At 45.6% G+C, this 17,530-nt stretch carries 16 protein-coding genes; 6 read left to right on the forward strand and 10 right to left on the reverse strand.

Features of this window, described 5'->3' with window-relative positions; genetic code table 11:
* Positions 1–57: 57 nt before the first annotated feature.
* Positions 58–2,448 (reverse strand): discoidin domain-containing protein, encoded by a 2,391-nt coding sequence (locus BLR32_RS11860; RefSeq protein WP_089831856.1) that lies wholly within the window; start codon positions 2,446–2,448, stop codon positions 58–60.
* Between the two features lie 481 nt (positions 2,449–2,929).
* Here BLR32_RS11860 and BLR32_RS11865 point away from each other — a divergent pair, with 481 nt between their 5' ends.
* Positions 2,930–3,382, forward strand: coding sequence for a DUF2059 domain-containing protein (locus tag BLR32_RS11865; protein WP_089831858.1), 453 nt, complete (start codon positions 2,930–2,932; stop codon positions 3,380–3,382).
* Positions 3,383–3,436: 54 nt separating this feature from the next.
* On the opposite strand, the gene BLR32_RS11870 is transcribed toward BLR32_RS11865, so the two are convergent.
* Positions 3,437–4,669: a CehA/McbA family metallohydrolase gene (locus tag BLR32_RS11870; RefSeq protein WP_089831860.1), complete on the reverse strand. Its 1,233-nt coding sequence runs from the start codon at positions 4,667–4,669 to the stop codon at positions 3,437–3,439.
* Between the two features lie 292 nt (positions 4,670–4,961).
* Here BLR32_RS11870 and BLR32_RS34020 point away from each other — a divergent pair, with 292 nt between their 5' ends.
* Positions 4,962–5,102 (forward strand): hypothetical protein, encoded by a 141-nt coding sequence (locus BLR32_RS34020; RefSeq protein ID WP_176842244.1) that lies wholly within the window; start codon positions 4,962–4,964, stop codon positions 5,100–5,102.
* Positions 5,103–5,150: 48 nt separating this feature from the next.
* Here BLR32_RS34020 and BLR32_RS11875 read toward each other — a convergent pair whose 3' ends face one another.
* Positions 5,151–5,891 (reverse strand): SDR family NAD(P)-dependent oxidoreductase, encoded by a 741-nt coding sequence (locus tag BLR32_RS11875; protein WP_089831862.1) that lies wholly within the window; start codon positions 5,889–5,891, stop codon positions 5,151–5,153.
* Between the two features lie 124 nt (positions 5,892–6,015).
* Between BLR32_RS11875 and BLR32_RS11880 the strand changes: the two genes are divergently transcribed.
* Positions 6,016–6,399, forward strand: a complete 384-nt coding sequence (locus BLR32_RS11880) for a winged helix-turn-helix transcriptional regulator (protein WP_089831863.1) — start codon at positions 6,016–6,018, stop codon at positions 6,397–6,399.
* Between the two features lie 16 nt (positions 6,400–6,415).
* On the opposite strand, the gene BLR32_RS11885 is transcribed toward BLR32_RS11880, so the two are convergent.
* Together BLR32_RS11885 and BLR32_RS11890 are read right to left on the reverse strand one after the other, a co-directional pair.
* A complete protein-coding gene (locus tag BLR32_RS11885) occupies positions 6,416–7,492 on the reverse strand; it encodes a M48 family metallopeptidase (RefSeq protein WP_089831865.1) in 1,077 nt (358 codons plus the stop codon).
* A gap of 8 nt (positions 7,493–7,500) precedes the next feature.
* Positions 7,501–8,469: a YjgN family protein gene (locus tag BLR32_RS11890; protein WP_089831868.1), complete on the reverse strand. Its 969-nt coding sequence runs from the start codon at positions 8,467–8,469 to the stop codon at positions 7,501–7,503.
* A gap of 150 nt (positions 8,470–8,619) precedes the next feature.
* Here BLR32_RS11890 and BLR32_RS11895 point away from each other — a divergent pair, with 150 nt between their 5' ends.
* Positions 8,620–9,297, forward strand: coding sequence for an alpha/beta fold hydrolase (locus tag BLR32_RS11895; RefSeq protein WP_089831870.1), 678 nt, complete (start codon positions 8,620–8,622; stop codon positions 9,295–9,297).
* A 9-nt stretch (positions 9,298–9,306) separates the two neighbouring features.
* On the opposite strand, the gene BLR32_RS11900 is transcribed toward BLR32_RS11895, so the two are convergent.
* The gene (locus BLR32_RS11900; protein ID WP_089831872.1) at positions 9,307–10,410 is read right to left on the reverse strand and encodes a metallophosphoesterase family protein; all 1,104 of its coding nucleotides are present in this window, start codon (positions 10,408–10,410) and stop codon (positions 9,307–9,309) included.
* Positions 10,411–10,659: 249 nt separating this feature from the next.
* Here BLR32_RS11900 and BLR32_RS11905 point away from each other — a divergent pair, with 249 nt between their 5' ends.
* Together BLR32_RS11905 and BLR32_RS11910 are read left to right on the forward strand one after the other, a co-directional pair.
* Positions 10,660–12,855 carry a hypothetical protein gene (locus tag BLR32_RS11905; RefSeq protein WP_143011448.1) on the forward strand — a complete coding sequence of 732 codons (2,196 nt, stop codon included), beginning with the start codon at positions 10,660–10,662 and terminating at the stop codon, positions 12,853–12,855.
* A gap of 5 nt (positions 12,856–12,860) precedes the next feature.
* Positions 12,861–13,625: an SDR family oxidoreductase gene (locus BLR32_RS11910; protein ID WP_245705404.1), complete on the forward strand. Its 765-nt coding sequence runs from the start codon at positions 12,861–12,863 to the stop codon at positions 13,623–13,625.
* 66 nt (positions 13,626–13,691) lie between these two features.
* Here the strand turns inward: BLR32_RS11910 and BLR32_RS11915 are convergent, their stop codons facing one another.
* Genes BLR32_RS11915 through BLR32_RS11930 form a run of 4 tightly spaced genes read right to left on the reverse strand, consistent with a single transcriptional unit; the run spans position 13,692 to position 17,348 of the window.
* On the reverse strand, positions 13,692–14,675 hold the full coding sequence (locus BLR32_RS11915; protein WP_089831876.1) for an aldo/keto reductase: 984 nt from the start codon (positions 14,673–14,675) through the stop codon (positions 13,692–13,694).
* 34 nt (positions 14,676–14,709) lie between these two features.
* Positions 14,710–15,117 carry an NUDIX hydrolase gene (locus tag BLR32_RS11920; RefSeq protein ID WP_089831878.1) on the reverse strand — a complete coding sequence of 136 codons (408 nt, stop codon included), beginning with the start codon at positions 15,115–15,117 and terminating at the stop codon, positions 14,710–14,712.
* A 15-nt stretch (positions 15,118–15,132) separates the two neighbouring features.
* Positions 15,133–15,867, reverse strand: coding sequence for a LytR/AlgR family response regulator transcription factor (locus BLR32_RS11925; protein ID WP_089831880.1), 735 nt, complete (start codon positions 15,865–15,867; stop codon positions 15,133–15,135).
* Positions 15,864–17,348 carry a sensor histidine kinase gene (locus BLR32_RS11930; RefSeq protein WP_089831882.1) on the reverse strand — a complete coding sequence of 495 codons (1,485 nt, stop codon included), beginning with the start codon at positions 17,346–17,348 and terminating at the stop codon, positions 15,864–15,866. Before BLR32_RS11930 ends, BLR32_RS11925 begins: the two co-directional genes overlap by 4 nt.
* Positions 17,349–17,530 lie beyond the last annotated feature (182 nt).

Consider the following 17,530-nt stretch of genomic DNA (forward strand, 5'->3'; position numbering starts at 1 on the left):
AAGCGACCGCCCACCAATTGGCGGACGGTCGCTTTAAAAAGGATTTCTTCGTTATACTTATTCTACCACCACTTTCTTACGGCTGTTACCTATTGAAATGATATAAATTCCTTTAGGCCAGTTGGCAATGTCTACCTGCACCTGGTTAACGTTACCATTAACCCTGGTCTGGTAAACTTCTTTACCGCTGATGTTGTAAACTTTCAGCAGAGATGGCTGAGTAGCACCTTTCAGCTGTACATTCATGATGTTTGTAGCAGGGTTTGGAGATACATTCACAGAGAATGTATTTTCTATGCTTTTCACAGGAGCAGCCATTGCAAGCTTTCCTGCTGCAAGTGCATCTGCATACACTTCAAATTCCCAGATAGAGAAGCCATATGGAGTAGATCTCTTCAGGCCATGTACTCTTACATAACGGGCACTAACAGCAGCGAAAGTCTGCTCTTCTGTACCTCCGGCACCAGTTGTTACAGTCTTCTGTACGTTCCAGTTGATCGTGTCATTGGATGTTTCGATGGTGTATGATGTTGCAAACGCAGTTTCCCATTTCAGTACTACTCTTGAAACGTTCTGTGCTGAACCCAGGTCTACTGCTAACCATTCGTTGTCAGTATAACCAGAAGACCAGCGTGTTGTGGTAGCATTACCATCAACGGCGAGAGCAGCAGGGAAATCAGCTGTTTCAATTGAAGAAGCCCATACCCTTTTACTGAGTGCCAGGTTATTGGATGCCGCCTGCTGCGTAAAGTTGATCCAGTTGAAGTTAAATTCGTTTGAATCAAATACTACGCGCAGTACTTTCTGGCCCGCAGTCAGTGCTGGTGTAGTTACACTCACTGTAGCCCATGTCTGCCAGCCACCGGTGTTTGGAACGGTGATTGTACCGGAGATGTTCTGTCCGTTCAGCTCTACATGGAATGTTTTTCCGGCAGCAGTAGCAGCTACCCTTGCCTGCAGCGTATATGTACCTGCCTGTGCGATGTTCACTGTATATTCCAGCCATTCGCCGGCCTGGATGGCGCCTACATCATATCCATTTTCAGTAGCAGTTTCGATATCCACGCCTTCTGTAGTACGGTACTGACCTTGTGTATTAGTAGCTGTCAGGTCATGATAAGCTACGCCTTCACCACCATCATCATAGTTTTCCGCTTCGATCCTTCCGGGAATTGCCCATGCAGTTCCTCCATGAGGAGCCTGTGCAGCAGCGCCATATACTTCCAGTTCGAAGATAGAATAACCGTAAGTAGTTGCTCTTGACAGACCATGGATCCTTACGTAACGACCATTGCCTGTTAAACCTGTCAGGTCATTTACCAAAGTAGTATTACCGCTAACTGATTTTACTTTTACCCAGTTGCCGGTGGTGGTTGATATTTCTACATCATAAGCAGTTGCATAAGCAGCTTCCCATGTAATTTTCACCCTGTTGATATCATAGTTGGCGCCCAGGTCAACATACAGCCATTCGTCGTCGGTGAATCCGGAAGACCAGCGTGTAGCATAGTTACCGTCAGTAGCATTGGATGCCAGCAGGTTCTGTGTTGTATTTACTTCTGTTGAAGATACAGTTACCTGTTTGCCGGAAGCCAGGTTCTGCGGAACAGGCGTACCGCCATTACAAACATTTCCCAATGTGCTGTAGATAGCATTGATATCACCATATTCAGTAGCGATATCCCAGATCATGATACCACCTGCGGTTGATTTCGCCAGGTTGGATTTCCTGATATGTTCAGCGGTATTATTATCTCCGCTGTAAAATGGTACACCGAGCATTCTTTTGCTCTGTGGTACACCACGGGCAGTCCAGTAAGCGATAGAGCTGCTGGCTACGGCATCGTTACCATAACACATAATATTCACAAGGTCCAGCATAGATACGTTGTCGTAATGGTCGCCGTTGTTGTTGGCATCTTCTGATACTGCCGCTGTAAATAACTTACCCATGCTATGGAACTTGTTTCCGAGCACAGTAGCCACGTTATTCCATTTGGTCTTTGTAGTCGGATATTCCCAATCCAGGTCAATACCATCCAGGTTATACTTAGTGATCAGGTTAGCACAGGCATTTGCCAGGTTGTTGATAGATGTGCTGTTGTTCGCGATAGTTTCAAACGGCGTGTTGTTCGGTGAAGAAGTAAGCCAGCCACCGATGGACAGTAACACCTTTACGTTAGCAGCATGTGCTCTGTTTACGAGATCAGTCAATACAGCCCCGTTGTCTACGCTGCCAATGTTACCATCATTACCAGGAATGGCAAACGCATAGCAAATATGAGTGTACTTACTATAATCAACCTTTGACGGGTTGTTAATATAAGCACTTCCTCCCGCCACCCAAGACGGATAATACCCTACTATATTATAGCATGATACCTGGGCATAACTGGCTCCGGAAAGCATCAGGAGCCCCGCAAGAAATAATTGTTTAATTCTCTGCATAATTGGATTTTTAATGATTATATGAAGGATAAAATCTTCAATGAGGGAGCGATGCCATTGGCAAAACACTTGTAGTCATAATAAATTACATATCCGGACGGCACCGTGAAAAGATCAGGTGCTGTCAACAGCTAGACGTGATTAAATGGCATCAGCTTAAATGTCCTGAGCTGCAAGCTACAGGCCTGTTGTAATGGAAATAATTATTTGCAAATTGTAATGGATTTTTAATTGGTTATTCTGATAGGTTTTTTGCCGGCCGATGAATATGTCTTTTAATAATATAAAGATATGTCGAATTCATATGTTCGCCAATAAGACAGCTATCTTTTTTTCAGGAACAGGCTTGTAAATCTATGCTCATGGCCACATTAGATTGATAATTAATCTCATAGGGCTATACGTCTTTAATACACCACATTGTTTTCCTTTTTTATTCTATCTTTCCGCTACCTATATCACCTCATTTAAAAACAACAACATGAAGAAAATTTTTGCTTTACTGATATGCCTGACCATTATTAACAATGCATTTTCCCAGACAACGCCCAAGGAAAAGAAAATAAAGGAAATGCTGGAACTGGTTGGCTCCGGTAAATTAGGCGTACAGGTGGCACAGCAAATGCTCAACAATTTCCAGGAGCGGTTCACCACTGTGCCGGCAGAATTCTGGGAAAAAATGAAAGCAAGCATTAACGCGGATGATCTGATCAACCTCACCATACCTGTTTATGCGAAGTATTATACAGAAGAAGACCTGGACCAGATTGTCGCTTTCTACAAAACACCAGCTGGTCGTAAAGTGATAGCGGTAACGCCACAGATCGTACAGGAGTCCATGAGCCTGGGCCGTGAGTGGGGACAAAAACTGGGCGAGAAGATCTTAAGTGAGATGAAGGCCAGCGGTTATGATCCAGAGAAAATAGAGAAGTAATAAAAAAACAGTCCGCCGAAAAGCGGGCTGTTTTTTTATCTCCGGATAATACTGTTAAAAATTAGGATCGAAATTGAAGAAGATCGGGTTAGACAGGCCCACCATATTTCCACTCAGCTTCATAGACTCCGGCACCTGCGGATAAGGCGTACCGGGGCCTTCCACCGTTACACGGTAATAAGTTCTGCCCAGGGTAGCCGGTGTATCGGTAAACTCGGCAACCGGGTTTTTACCTGTTACTTTTAAGGTATCGAATTTATTACCATTCTTCACGACATTGATCGTATAGGTCTCTCCCGGAACGGTATTTCCAGTCAGCTGTACACGGAATTTAACAGGCTTACCGGACGGTTTTGTATTATCTCCCATCATCATATCCATTTTACCATCCTGGTCAAGGTCTGCATAGAATTCAACGCGGGGAGCATACGGATTTGCGCTCACAGATACCCTGCCGTTTGTCAATGCATCCACAACCGCCTGGGGTGTTCTCGCAGTAGCATATACCCAGGTGGTAGGTGTACCTACATAGTTGGCCGTTGCCTGCACGCTGTTCTTTGTTGCTTTATCGGGTGTATCAGGCGTACCATGGTGGGCATCACTTCCTCCCCTGCCGGTCAGTTTACGGCCGGAAGAAAGCATATCATCCCATATCATCATAGCGTTGTCATTTTTAGACCAGACTGCGGAGTTCCATACTTCTATAGACTCGATCATATCATAGGAATATCCGAAATGATCTTTACCACTGGGATGATTGGCTGACAGGTGAATGCCTAATTCCTTCTTTACGGCGCCTATTACGATGTCGCGCTGGTCACGGACGTCATACAGGCGCTGATGATCGTATGGTTTAGCTGAGAATACGTTGCCATGTCCGCGAGTGGTGGTCCACTCTGCACCATACAGCAGCAATACTGAATCTGATTTGAATTCAGGATCTGCCCATGTATTATGTGCAACGTCTCCATCCACGTGATTATCGTGGTCTGTTATACAGATATAATCAACACCAGCCGCTTTAGAAAAGGCGATGATCTTTGCAATAGGATTATTGGAAGATTCCTTACTATGCCGGGAATGCAGGTGCAGATCCCCTTTTAACCACACACCACCTTTGAGGCTGGCTACAGGCGGTATGTTATTAAGCTCCATGGGCGCCCATGGACTGGTATGCGTTGACTGCGCCAGCGCAGCATTAGTGAAACCACTGGCCATTGCCACCAGCAACCCGGTACAGGCAACGTGCTTCAGCAACATTCCTTTTCTGTCAATCGTGAACATCATATTAAAATTATTATGGTATGCATTCAAAGCTTAGTCGCATATAGGAAGAAGAACTGACAATCGCGCCGCAAAGGTATATATCCGCGAAAGCCGCGGGTGTTAAATTTAAATCAAGAGATCATTAAATATGATGGCCGGTTTGGTGATTTAACGGCGCATTAGAGGCGTTAACAGTAAATAACAGTCCAGCAAAAGGGTCTGGCATAGTTTTGTCATTATTATAGCTGAAAAGAAGTTTAAACGGACTGCAGACGCTTAACTCAACATTCATCACGCTAATAAACTTCACAACATGAAAGCTTTGAAATATTTCGCTATCACAGCCATACTTATTTCCGGATTAAGCAGCTGCCTGGTTGTCCGCGACAGACCGGGATACTATCATCCCCGTCCTCACTACCATCATCATGGATACGGACATTACAGATATTAACAAAAAGCCCCTCGGTCAGAGGGGCTTTTTGTTAATATCTGTATGATGTCAGGAAACAGAGAGTCCGCCGTCAACAGGTAATATCACTCCTGTCACCCACGTAGAATCAGCTGTTATCAGCATAGCAACATGTGCGACGATATCTGCCACATCGCCTCTTCTCTGTAAAGGAATGGAGGTCCTTTCACTTTCGTGAATGGCCTGAATGATTTCCAGTGGTAGTCCTGCGTTAGCCAGCACTGGTGTATTTGTAGGACCCGGCGCCACTGCATTTACACGGATCCCCAGTGGAGCCAGCTCCAGAGCCCAGGTTTTTGTCAGCATATTAATACCTGCTTTCGCTGCCGCATAAGCGCTGATCTCCGGATATACCTTAATACCATGACTGCTGCTGATATTGATAACATGCCCTTTGGTAGCAGCCAGGAAATCAATACAAGCGGAAGTGAGCAGTGTGGGTGCAATCACATGCGTCCGGTACATCGCCGTCATCGACCCGCTATTTATATCTTTCAGCGGCGTCAGTTCCACATGACCCGCATTATTGATAAGGGCGTCCAGTTTTCCGGCCCAGTTCAGGCGGATAAACTGCACCAGTTTCTGTTCATCACCTTCTACCTGCGTATCATATTCCAATGCAGTCAGTCCCGGCAGCTCATTTGCTAAAGCAGCCAGTTTCTCTTTATTTCGTCCCGTTACTAAAACCTGCCATCCTAAGGAATAAAAATGCCGCGCTATTCCTTCTCCAATACCGGAAGTTCCCCCGGTAATCAAAATGTTCCTATTCATAAACTCACTAATTTTGCGCAAAGGAACGTATCAATCCCGTTTCTATAAAGAGCTTACATCAGGGTAAGTGAGTGGGATCAGGGTTGGTTTTGCCTGCTTACAGGCTTTTTTAAAAACCGATTTTATGGCTTATAACAGAAAAATGACATTAGACTGTAGCACAAACCCCAATGCGGATTGTGCACTGGAAGCTGCATTGTCTATAATAGGCGGAAAATGGAAGCTGAAGATCTACAAGGCGCTAAGGAATGGTGGCAATATCAGGTTCTCAATTATACACAAATCATTGCAGGATATATCTGAAAAAACACTGGCTGCACAACTGCGGGAACTGGAAAACGATGGTATCGTTACCAGGACCAGTTATCCCGAGATACCGCCCCGTGTAGAGTATACACTGACGGAACTGGGTACACAGCTTGAGCCGGTATTCGAATCATTGAATAACTGGGGAAAAGCATATGTGGGCAAGCGTTTTGCCGTGGAGGCAAATGAAGGATTTGAGTAAGGAGAATACCAGCAGATCACTCGTGGTACCGCTGATGTAACTGTCTGAATAGTTCCTCCATCTTTTCATTATTCCTGGCGCTGGCAGGATGAGCTTTGATATCCTGTTGTACATAGCGGATACGGTTATCAGTCAGCGGGTGCGTACTGATAAACTCCGGGACCTTCATCAGGTGGTCCAGTTTCTTTAATTCCTGCATCAGCTTCACCATACCCTGCTGATCTATCTGGTTACGGCGCATCGTTTCAAGACCAGTGATATCTGCCTGTTCCTCATACTTACGGGAATAGGTAAGGCTGTAAACAGCGCTTGCGTTCGAATATAAAGCACCGGCTATACCGCCTACGTCGCTGATCAGTACTGATACCAGCAGACTTGTGCTCATATCACGGCATAATTTACGAACAGAGTGACGGCGGGTAACATGCGCTACTTCATGGGATAACAATGCCGCCAGCTCCTCCTTCGTATGTAGCTTCTTCAATAAGCCGGTATATACCATCACATATCCTCCGGGAAGCGCATAGGCATTCTCTATCCCACTGGGCACTACTGTAAATACAAGAGAATCGGGCGTATCCCACTTCATTTGTGCGGCAAACTTTGTCAGCAGTGCACTACCTGCCGTGTCGATCTTCTCCTGCATACTATTGCGGGCAGCAATACCAATCTCTTTATCGAAAGAGCGGGGTAGCTGATCCACCACCTTGTCGGCCACCCAGGGCAGAATAAAGAAATGAACCGAAAGCAGGATACCGATGAGTATGAGTAGGGCAATAACGCCTACTCTGTAACCACCACGCAGTGCCAGCTCTTGTAAACCGGCACCGCGCGTGTGTTTATAATTTTTAAGGAACGCTTTTACAAAAACCGGGTCATTTACCTCCAGGGTACCAGCCTGTTCACCTGTATAGTTAATACGGATAAAATTGCGGTCGCTTACCTGTATGGAGATCTCGCTAAAGAGCCATTGCAGCTTCTGGGGAGGCATGCCCTCCCGGGTATAATCCAGTAACAGACTTTCGGAGAAAACCTGTACACTGACAGGAATGGCCTTTGCTACCTGGTGATTGTAATACTGTCCCTTATACATATTTCCAATTAGATAATACTCAGATCAAACATATCCACGAGATCCTCGCCTGTTGCATTTCTGTATTCTTCTTCTGTCTGAGCGAGTTCTGACAGCTCGATATCTCCTACTATTTCAACATTTGATAACAGGAATTCTATTGTACGTGTCTGCACCCATGCAAAAGCGATACCGAATGTAAACATAAGGAGGATAAAATTCACAATCATCAGTCCGGCGAAATTACTACCGGAAGCGGTAGAGCGGAAGGTGAAAGTTTTGTCATCCTGAACCAGACGCAGGTTATCAACATAATAACGGAAGATGTCAGCCTGCCACCAGAAAGAATAGATTCCCAATGTAACAAGAGACAGGAAATACCCTTTCAGGTTCATGATGAAGAAGTCGCCGCCATTACCATTATAACGGAATTCGCCACTGCCAAAGCGGATATTACTCAGCAGGTAATTACGGATGTTGATAGCTGCCCAGGCACCGTAAAGCCCCAGGGTAACGATCGTCAGGCCTATCTCCTTCAGGAACAGCTTCATAAATGTCTTTCTGTCACCACGGTAACCGAAACGGATACCTCTCCAGGATGTTCTGGACCAGTGGTAACGGTTTGCACCGTGGATAGCTGCCGGCACGACGAAGGCCAGGAATGCCAGGTAAAACAGGATTCCCACGAAAGGCACTTTAAAGTAGGCAGAGACTTTCACGAGAATGATCACTGCAACGAAAAGCCCCATAGCTTTCAGAAATCCTTTGAACATTTCTTTACCCGTACCATTCCAGGCAAGACGGGAGCCATCCAGCTCAGTGGATGAGTAGAGATATTGCAATTTCTTCGCTTTTGCCCAGGGATAATACAGGCCGAGTGTGATAGTTGTCAGCAGCCAGTTTAAAATCAGAATGCCAAAATAAGTACCTCCGTCACCGTGAAATGTCAATGCGGGGTTTTTAATTACAGAGCCCGATGGGCTGTACTGTTGTTCCATGTTTAGGGGATTTAGGTATATAGGTTTATAATTAATAACAACAAATATATTAAATACTTTTATATTAATCTTAACATAGTGCCCAAAACAACAAAACACCTTTTCGGTTGTTTTTGAAGCAGTTATGACAAAATCTATTAACTTCATTACATGAAACCATCCTTGTTAATACTCCATGGCGCCATTGGCGCATCCCGTCAGTTAAGAGCAATCGCAACGCAACTGTCAACACGGTACGAAGTACATCTCTTTGATTTTCCTGGTCATGGCGGGAAGGAACTGCCTGCAGGGCCATTTTCCATTAAACTCTTTGCAGAAGCTGCACTGGAGTATATACAGGCGCATCGCCTTCAGCAGCCGACCATCTTTGGCTATAGTATGGGAGGTTATGTGGCCATGTACCTGGCGAAACATCATCCCCAACTGATAGCCAGGATCATAACCCTGGGCACCAAATTTCACTGGGATGAGGCTACAGCCGCCAGAGAGATCAAAATGCTGGACACAGCTGCAATAAGTGCAAAAGTACCCGATTTTGCGGCTATACTGGCCGATATGCATGCCCCGAACGACTGGAAAGAGGTACTGCAACGTACTGCAGATATGCTAACGGAAATGGGTAAGGACAATCCGCTGAAACCTGATGATTATAAAAACATACAGACTTCCTCTCTTATTATGCTGGGCGACAGGGATAAAATGGTCTCCTTCGAAGAAACGCTCGCTACCTATAAAGCCCTGCCCGATGCGAAGATGGCTGTATTGCCTGGTACCCCGCACCCGGTGGATAAAGTAGCGCCCTCATTACTGGCCTTTTTCCTCAGTTAAACCACTATTTTACTTTTCTATCCCGATTGTGAAAGTATCTTCCGGCGAAGCAATAACATCAACGCCCGATGTATTATTATGAGACACCGGATAATAGTTACCAGTCAGGGTCAAACCCTTATCTGTCTTCTCCAGCGTGATCTTCAGGAAACCATGCTTGTCATCGCAATAACTTTGCAGCTCCACATTATCAAACAGCGGGTTTTCGTTGGTAAAGCGATTGTCATCCAACGACGCTATTGCATGCAGTTCATCATATCCTCCACCACCGGCAACGATAAAACATACAGGTCTGCCTTCAGGATAGTTTCTTTTAAAACGTTGATAATTGTGCACATGACCACTGAAAACAATGTCCGGCCTCACTCCCGTTTCCGCAAACACAGACTCCAGCAGTGTGATCATAGGGATACTGGATCCATGGTTCACATCTGAAGAATAAGGTGCATGATGTATACATAGTATCAATGCCTTCTCCGGCCGTTCCTGGTCAGCTGCTTTCAGCTCTTCTTTCAGCCAGTTCATTTGTTCTTCAGTAACGATCCCGAATTTGGGCACATTACTGTGCATACCGATGATATTGGCCAGTGGGGTATTCAACGTCCAGTATACATTGGGCTGCACCATACTTTTCCTTTCTGATCCTCCGCTGAAAGCAACAGTATGAGGGGCCGTATCGCAAAATACGGTCATGAAGGCATCGAGACTGTTATAAGGAGCCGCATCGGGATTGATATCACTGTCATGATTGCCTGCTATGGCAAAGATGGGCGCGGGATAATTTTTATAAGGATCAAAGAATTGGCGCTGGTACTGCGACGCTTCTCCGTGGTTGTATACTACATCTCCGAGATGATAAAGAAAGTGTGGCTGGTCGCCGGTGTGCTGATACTGCCTCACCATCTGTCCCACTACTTTTTCCTGGAAATCCGGGCTACGCAGGCTGCCCGTATCTCCTACCATGTGAAATGTTATTTTATCATTACTGATGTCTGGAATGACACGCTGTATAGGTAAACGGTAAGGATAAGTACCACTTGGTATCGGTAGTGCTCTGAATTTGTAGGAATCGTCCGGCTGGTCTTTCTTTAGCACAGGTGTTTTATATCTCATGACAATAGCAATAGTACGGAGTAAAGATAAGTGTTAAAACGACTACTAGGTAGTGCTATGATTTAAAGCCCGGTACAGCAACAAATGGTGCAATAATTCACAGAAGCGGTCATTAAGCTGTCTATTACCTGCTACAAAGGCACTGTCAGCCACAGATGGGCCTTCTTTTCCGGCGTGGTACACTACTTGTTACTCCAGTATCGGGCAACAATTCATGTAGGTTCTGATCTTTTAAACAATACATACAGCATGACGGGATTATCACCATGGGCGGCAACTTCTATGAAGGAACTTGCAGGGAGTAATGGTTCCTTATTTTCAAAAAATATCGGACAATATTGCTTTTATGGTCATTCCGGAGAAGATTCGCTTTGGATAACCGCTGCATTTAATGAGAAAATCAAAATTGCGTTCCGGACGGCATACTCACCTGATGGCCCTGTCATCAATAATATTACCAGGGAAGACAATCGTATTTTTTGTTCGCTGACCTCCCAGACGGGTCACTTTGAAGTGGAAATACAATTCCCAGATAATGAAAAGCCTGTGTTGCGCTATACAGTTCGTTTTCAGGCAGCTGCAGCCATGGCGGTGCCCTTCTGGCCAAGGGATATTCTCATCATCAGTGAAGACGGCAGCCAGGAGCATGAAGGAGAAATTTACATCCCCCAGGTCGGGATGCGCAGTGGTTTAATATACGCGGGAATAACAAAGCCGGAAAGTGGTTCTTTTCTATATCTTCAAAACTTTTCTGCGCTGAACGATTACTTCAGCACCACCATGACCAGTCCGGCAGACACTGTTGGCGGTACCTGGCCGGAACTGGGCTTTTCTTTGCCACCTACGAAAGATAAACTGCTGCCGCCTGACAGGATGATCACAATTGCTGATGCTTTTATTGCTTTTGATCCTGTTCTTCCCGACAACCAGTTTACTATTGCCAGACAGTTCATTGACCGGCTGGCAGATCTGTATATTCATCTGCCACGGCCAGCTGTGGCTTATCACGATTACCGGGATGTCCTCAACAGGTCTCTGAAAGACATTGAAACCACCCCTGGCTGCTGGTGCTATCACGGCGGTAAATCCTATCTCAACGCTTATGTGAGTGATTATAAGAATCCACCTGAGGTAATGGTACAACTGGCTGTCTTACTGCCATTACTGGACTATGCAGCCTGGCTGGGAAAAGATCTTCCCTTAATGGGACAATTAAAAGATGTGCTCTGGGAATTTTATGATAAGGATAAAGGTTTTTTGCGCCGTTGGCTCCCCCTCGTCGATTCCATGCTGGATGGCTCAGAGCCTCATAAGGTGCCTGATGTAATGGATTCCTGGTATCTCTATCATCCCTTGCTCAATCTGTCCCGGATGGCATTAGCAGGCGATGATACAGCTAAGGATTTATTCCTCAAGTCACTGGAGTTCTCAATAAAAGTGGCTCGTCACTTCAATTACCGCTGGCCGGTCTTTTACAATGTGAACACATTGGAAGTGATCAAGGAAGAAACCGCTCCTGGCGAAGGTGGAGAAAAAGACGTGGCTGGCATCTATGCGCATGTAATGCTGCAAGCCTGGGAACTGACCGGCGATAAACGTTATTTTGAGGAGGCAGAAAAGGCGGCTCAGAGCCTTACGGCTTACGGGTTTAAAATAATGTACCAGTCGAACAACACTGCCTTTTCTACCGGCGCTATGTTGCGCTTATACAACGAAACAAAAAATGAACTGTATCTTAACCTGAGCTATCTCTTCTTTGCCAACCTCTTTGCAAACGTAGCCTTATGGCAATGCGACTATGGCAACCTCAAACATTTTCCGCTGTTCTTTGCGCTTTTCCCGTTAACGAACGCCCCTTACATTGCAGTCTATGAAGAACAGGAATGTTTCGCCGCGTTTCATAATTTTCTCGCCCTTGCCAACGACACGCCATTACTGCGTTCAGCAGCACTATTGATAGCTGAGTTTATCAGGCATTTTGTTTCCCGCGCTGTACATTATTGCCCTCCGGTATTACCAAAGGAAATGCTTTCAGAAGAAGCCAAAACAGGGGAAATAGCCCCTCATCTATGGGTTGCCCTGGAAGACATTCATGACGGGTGGGAAAAATCGGGCGTGGTAGGACAGGAAGTATATGGCGCAGGGCTTGCTTTCGGAATAGTGCCGCGACATTATTTTAAGTCGCAGGAGGGAGACTTTATGATATTCGTTGATTATCCAACGGCAGACCGCAGCATGGGAAATCCGATAAAATTGAAAGTACTTGGTGATAAAACGCTACAATGCCGCCTCCGCATATTAAGTTTAAACGGGCAACCGCTCACAGGCTTTACCGTTAGAGCAGGAACAGATCAACAGCTTATCAGCAGTGAAATGACAAGCGAAGGGCATCTGGAATATATTATTTACGGAGATCAGGTTATTGAAATAAACAAGCAAAAATGATGATTATGACACAACAGACATATGCAGATTACCTCACGAAAAATATCAGCAACAAATCCATCCTGGTTACAGGGGGTACCGCCGGCATTGGCCGCGCAACAAGTCTGATGCTGGCCTCCGCAGGAGCGAATGTCCTGCTTACCGGACAGGATCAGGCACACCTGGAAGACACCCTGAAAGATGCGGGAAAAATGGGTGTTGGAGACAGGATCAAGGGTATCATTACCGATATATCCACTGCTCAGGGCATCACAAAGATCTTTAGCGAAGTGGATAGCCGTTTTGGCAATCTGGACGTGTTGATCAACAACGCAGCACTGGCATATCAAAGTATATCAGAAGGTAATTATGAAGAATGGGAACATATCATTAAAACCAACCTCTTAGGTTATCTGGCCTGCAGCAACCAGGCTATACAAAGAATGAAACCGCGGAAAGCTGGTCATATCATCAATATTGGCTCTATGAGTGCTGATGTCAGGGAGAAAAACAGCTCAGTATATGTGGCCACTAAATCGGGTATACAAGGCTTTTCGGCAAGTCTTCGAAAGGAAGTCAATGAATCGGGTATAAAAGTTTCGTTGATAGAACCTGGAGCAGTGGGAACTGATATGCAGCCGTCCACACCGGAAGAACAACGGGAGAAAGAAAAAAAACTTGAAATGTTACAGGCAGAAGATATTGCCTATGCTGTATTGTATTGCCTGGCCCAACCTCTTCGCTGCGATATCGTAGAGTTGAAAATACGTCCGCATCTACAGCTGATATGAGTATAAGTTATAGTAACAGGAAACCCACGAATAGCTTTGTATGAGTGGTTTCCTGTTACTTTTTTTTTAATAGTGTCCTCTTATCTTACTATGGATCTGTTCATCGTACAACTTCCTCAGTTGTGTATGAACAGCAGCAGATAATGGTTGCAGGCCTGAAGCTGCTACATTACCATTCACCTGGCTGATCTTTGAAGCACCTGGAATAACAGTCGTTACTTCCGGATGATCCAATATCCAGCGGATGGCCCACTCCGCCATACGCTCGTCAGGTAATAATGTCCTGATGCTGTTTGCCAGCCCCACTCCTTCCCTGAATTCAAGGCCGGAAAAAGTCTCTCCTGTATTAAAAGCCTCTCCGTTCGCATTATAATTGCGATGATCTTTATCTCCGAAAACCGTATCCTCCTTAAACTTCCCGCTCAGCAGGCCACTTGCAAGCGGTACACGTATGATCAGGGCTACTCCCCTCTCTTTTGCTTTCGCAAAAACCTCTTCTGCCACATGCTGTCTGAACAGGTTAAAAATGATCTGTAATGAGGCCAGACCTTCCTGTTCCAGGCAGATCAACGCTTCTTCTGAGGTCTCTACACTGGCGCCGAAATAACGGATCAGTCCTTCCTGCTGCAATTTCCGCAGATGATCAAATACTTTCCCTGAGCGCATTTCAGCTGTCGGGATACAATGCAGCTGTTCGAGAAACAGCTGGGAAAGTCCCAGGTGTTGCAGCGACTCCTCTGCATGACGCTTCATGGCATCATAGGTAAAGTTCTGCGGCCAGCCATTACCAGCATCCCCTCTGCGTCCCAATTTAGTAGCAACGAAGAATTCCTTTTTTGATGATTGCAGGAATTTACCAATGATGCTTTCACTTACACCCATCCCATATACATCCGCAGTATCTATAAAATTGCCGCCGGCATCCGCATATGCCTGTAGTATGCTGATCGCTTCTTCCTCATTAATATTTCCCCAGTCGGCACTTCCCAATTGCCAGGTGCCAAGCCCTACTTCTGCAACCTGTACGTCTTTAAATGGTCTGTAGTTCATAACTTATAAACGATTTGTAAATGATCTTTGCAAATTAATCTATGAAACCTTCCTGCTGTAATTTATTCATAATGGCGATCACACCAGGCGCCTGTGCCTCCTGCCCGGAATAATCGGCTACGGAGAAGAACCGTACCTCTCCAATTTCTGCCGCAGGTTCAGGTACGATATCGCGGTGCAGCCAGTAACAGTCCTGCTCCATAATGATGCCTTCTTTTTCTCCAAAAGCCGGCGCCGTAATATGTGTGTAGTACACGAGCTCCTGTTCTGTCATGCTGACATTCAGCTCCTCCGCTATTTCTCTGCATAAGGCCTGGGTTTCAGACTCTCCTGCATCTACTTTGCCGCCGGGTAAATAAAAACATTGTTTATTCCTGCTGTAAGCCAGTAAAAGTTTCCGTTGCTGAACTGATAAAAGCCCAACTGTTTTAAGCACCGCCATTTGTATGAATAATAATCAGGTTCCCTGCCCGTTCAGCAATTGCTTCACCACATGTTTATAGTTCTTTCCCAGTGGTAACTGCTTGCCATTCTTCAGGCTAATGATATTTCCCTCAATATAGCGCACAAATTTCTTATTGAGGATATAAGATTTATGAATGCGGATGAAGGTATCTGCAGGCAACTGGCTTTCAAAGCTGCTCAATGTTCTTTGTGTAAGCAGGAAGCGTTGTTCATCCCATACTTTCACATAGTTGCCCAGGCTTTCCAGGTAGTATACATCATCAAGGTTAAGCAGGATCTGTTTCTTGTCAGATTTAATATAGATCGTTTCGGGGGTAGCAGGTGTAACCGGAGGTGTTAGCGGCGCCGTTGTAGCAGCCTGTTGTCTCAAAGTGTAGTCGGCCAATGCCCGGTTGACCGCCTTCAGGAAGCGTTCAAAGCGGAAGGGCTTCAGCAGGTAGTCGCATACATCCAGATCAAAGCTTTCCAGGGCATGCTCTTCATAAGCAGAGGTGATGATAACAAGTGGGCGTTGCTGTAATGTTCTCAGGAAGTCCAGTCCATTCAGCTTAGGCATGCGTACATCCAGGAAGATAAGATCAATGGCCTGCCTGTTCAGGAAGTCAGGTACTTCAGTAGCCCGGTAACATTGACCGCAGTTCTCCAGGAAGGGAACATCCTCCATATAGCGCAGAATGATATCATGTGCCAGTGGCTCATCATCCACTATTAAACATCGTAAGCTCATGAGAGGTCCAGTTGCATTTCAGCCTTAAATGTATGATTTTTTACAGCGGTTTTCAGCACATGCCGGTCCGGGTATAACAGCGCCAGCCGCTTCTGCAGGTTATCCAGTCCTATGCCTGTGTTGCCTGTAGTGCCGGGTTCGAAAGAATTCTCACAGCTGAAATACAGTTGCCGGTCAGTACAGGTCAGCTGCACGTGCAGGAACGCCGGACCATCTGCCGGCTCTATGCCATGCTTAAAGGCATTCTCTATAAAAACGATCAGCAGCATAGGCGCTACGGGTTGTGCTTCATTGCCGATATTTCGGGTGAACTGCAGGTCCAGCTGCATTTTCAAACGGATCTGCTGTAGCTGCATATAGTCGTTGATATACTTTATTTCCTCCCGGATAGGAACTGTGGCTTCATTGCCTTTGTAGATCACATAACGCATCAGCTCTGACAACTGCAGGATGCTTTCCGGGGTTTGTTTGGACTGTTGCAGGCTTAGTGCATACAGGTTATTCAGGGTATTAAAGAAGAAATGAGGGTCCAGTTGCTGTTTTAAAAGATCCAGCTCTGCACGGGTCTTTTCTTTTTCCAGTGATACGATACGGTTGTTTTGCTTCGCCCATTGCAGGGCCAGTACAACAGGCAGGGTGAGGAATATAACTGCTAATCCGCCAAAGGCATTCTCCAATAAAAACGGATTCCCTGAAAAGATCCCGCCCAACAGTTTATTGATGGGTAATAAAGCTAATAATTGTCCCAGCATCGGATAAAGAAAAGCCATCGCTGCGAACACGCTCATTACATAGAATACAATACCCTTTTGCTTCAGCACCTTCCCCACCAGGAAACGGCTATTGATATAATACAACAGGTAGCCACAGAGATACATAAACATGAACTGGGCAATAAAACTAAAAAAGGTACCTGGCCTTGTAATTATCTTATACAAGTCAAACTCATAGCCGATCAATAGTTGCTCCTTTGTATGATAGCGCGGATTATCCATGCTGGACACTGCCATAGCTGACAAAGTAACTGCAATAAGCAACAGACTGACCAGCACAGCCTTATCGAGACTGATCTTATTTACCCATCCCACATGGCGCCCCCTTTGCTGATAGTAGATACGCGCTGACAATACCAATTCCAGTGAGATACAACAGATAGCGCCCGTCACAAAAGAACCCACCGGACGCTCACCCGGCCTTAAAACAATACACAAAGCGGTAACAAGCGGCAAACAAACACCGTAGCAGAGTAACCAGTACAAAAGATACTGTTTACTTGTCAGCTGCTGCAGCCATCGCATTCTATTCCAGGAAAATACAAGTGCAGGTATTTGTATGATGGCCGATATACCGACGTGCATAAAGAACTCCTTCCAGTTTACCGGCTGCACTTCCAGGATGCTGATCCAAATCAGCATGCCACCAAACAACCAGACATCCAGACGGTTGACCAGCCAACCTTGTCTTTTAGTTAATTCATTCATAGTACTAAAACAAATAAAAGAACGCTTATTCACTCACCTGCACAAATATTAATGACGAAAGCAGTGTTTTTCGTGATGTACGTCGCCCATAACCGATATAAGCAGATAACAGTCGTTTGTCATCTCCCCTAGTGCTTTCCTCATCTATAGTTGATCAGGCTATAGTTGCGAGCTAGTTTGCA

It is taken from the genome of Chitinophaga filiformis (genome assembly GCF_900102545.1).
GTDB classification, from domain to species: domain Bacteria; phylum Bacteroidota; class Bacteroidia; order Chitinophagales; family Chitinophagaceae; genus Chitinophaga; species Chitinophaga filiformis.

Coding starts and splice junctions, on each gene's coding strand:
- BLR32_RS11860 (WP_089831856.1), bottom strand. CDS start 2,448: ATGCAGAGAATTAAACAATTATTTCTTGCGGGGCTCCTGATGCTTTCC.
- BLR32_RS11865 (WP_089831858.1), top strand. CDS start 2,930: ATGAAGAAAATTTTTGCTTTACTGATATGCCTGACCATTATTAACAAT.
- BLR32_RS11870 (WP_089831860.1), bottom strand. CDS start 4,669: ATGATGTTCACGATTGACAGAAAAGGAATGTTGCTGAAGCACGTTGCC.
- BLR32_RS34020 (WP_176842244.1), top strand. CDS start 4,962: ATGAAAGCTTTGAAATATTTCGCTATCACAGCCATACTTATTTCCGGA.
- BLR32_RS11875 (WP_089831862.1), bottom strand. CDS start 5,891: ATGAATAGGAACATTTTGATTACCGGGGGAACTTCCGGTATTGGAGAA.
- BLR32_RS11880 (WP_089831863.1), top strand. CDS start 6,016: ATGGCTTATAACAGAAAAATGACATTAGACTGTAGCACAAACCCCAAT.
- BLR32_RS11885 (WP_089831865.1), bottom strand. CDS start 7,492: ATGTATAAGGGACAGTATTACAATCACCAGGTAGCAAAGGCCATTCCT.
- BLR32_RS11890 (WP_089831868.1), bottom strand. CDS start 8,469: ATGGAACAACAGTACAGCCCATCGGGCTCTGTAATTAAAAACCCCGCA.
- BLR32_RS11895 (WP_089831870.1), top strand. CDS start 8,620: ATGAAACCATCCTTGTTAATACTCCATGGCGCCATTGGCGCATCCCGT.
- BLR32_RS11900 (WP_089831872.1), bottom strand. CDS start 10,410: ATGAGATATAAAACACCTGTGCTAAAGAAAGACCAGCCGGACGATTCC.
- BLR32_RS11905 (WP_143011448.1), top strand. CDS start 10,660: ATGACGGGATTATCACCATGGGCGGCAACTTCTATGAAGGAACTTGCA.
- BLR32_RS11910 (WP_245705404.1), top strand. CDS start 12,861: ATGACACAACAGACATATGCAGATTACCTCACGAAAAATATCAGCAAC.
- BLR32_RS11915 (WP_089831876.1), bottom strand. CDS start 14,675: ATGAACTACAGACCATTTAAAGACGTACAGGTTGCAGAAGTAGGGCTT.
- BLR32_RS11920 (WP_089831878.1), bottom strand. CDS start 15,117: ATGGCGGTGCTTAAAACAGTTGGGCTTTTATCAGTTCAGCAACGGAAA.
- BLR32_RS11925 (WP_089831880.1), bottom strand. CDS start 15,867: ATGAGCTTACGATGTTTAATAGTGGATGATGAGCCACTGGCACATGAT.
- BLR32_RS11930 (WP_089831882.1), bottom strand. CDS start 17,348: ATGAATGAATTAACTAAAAGACAAGGTTGGCTGGTCAACCGTCTGGAT.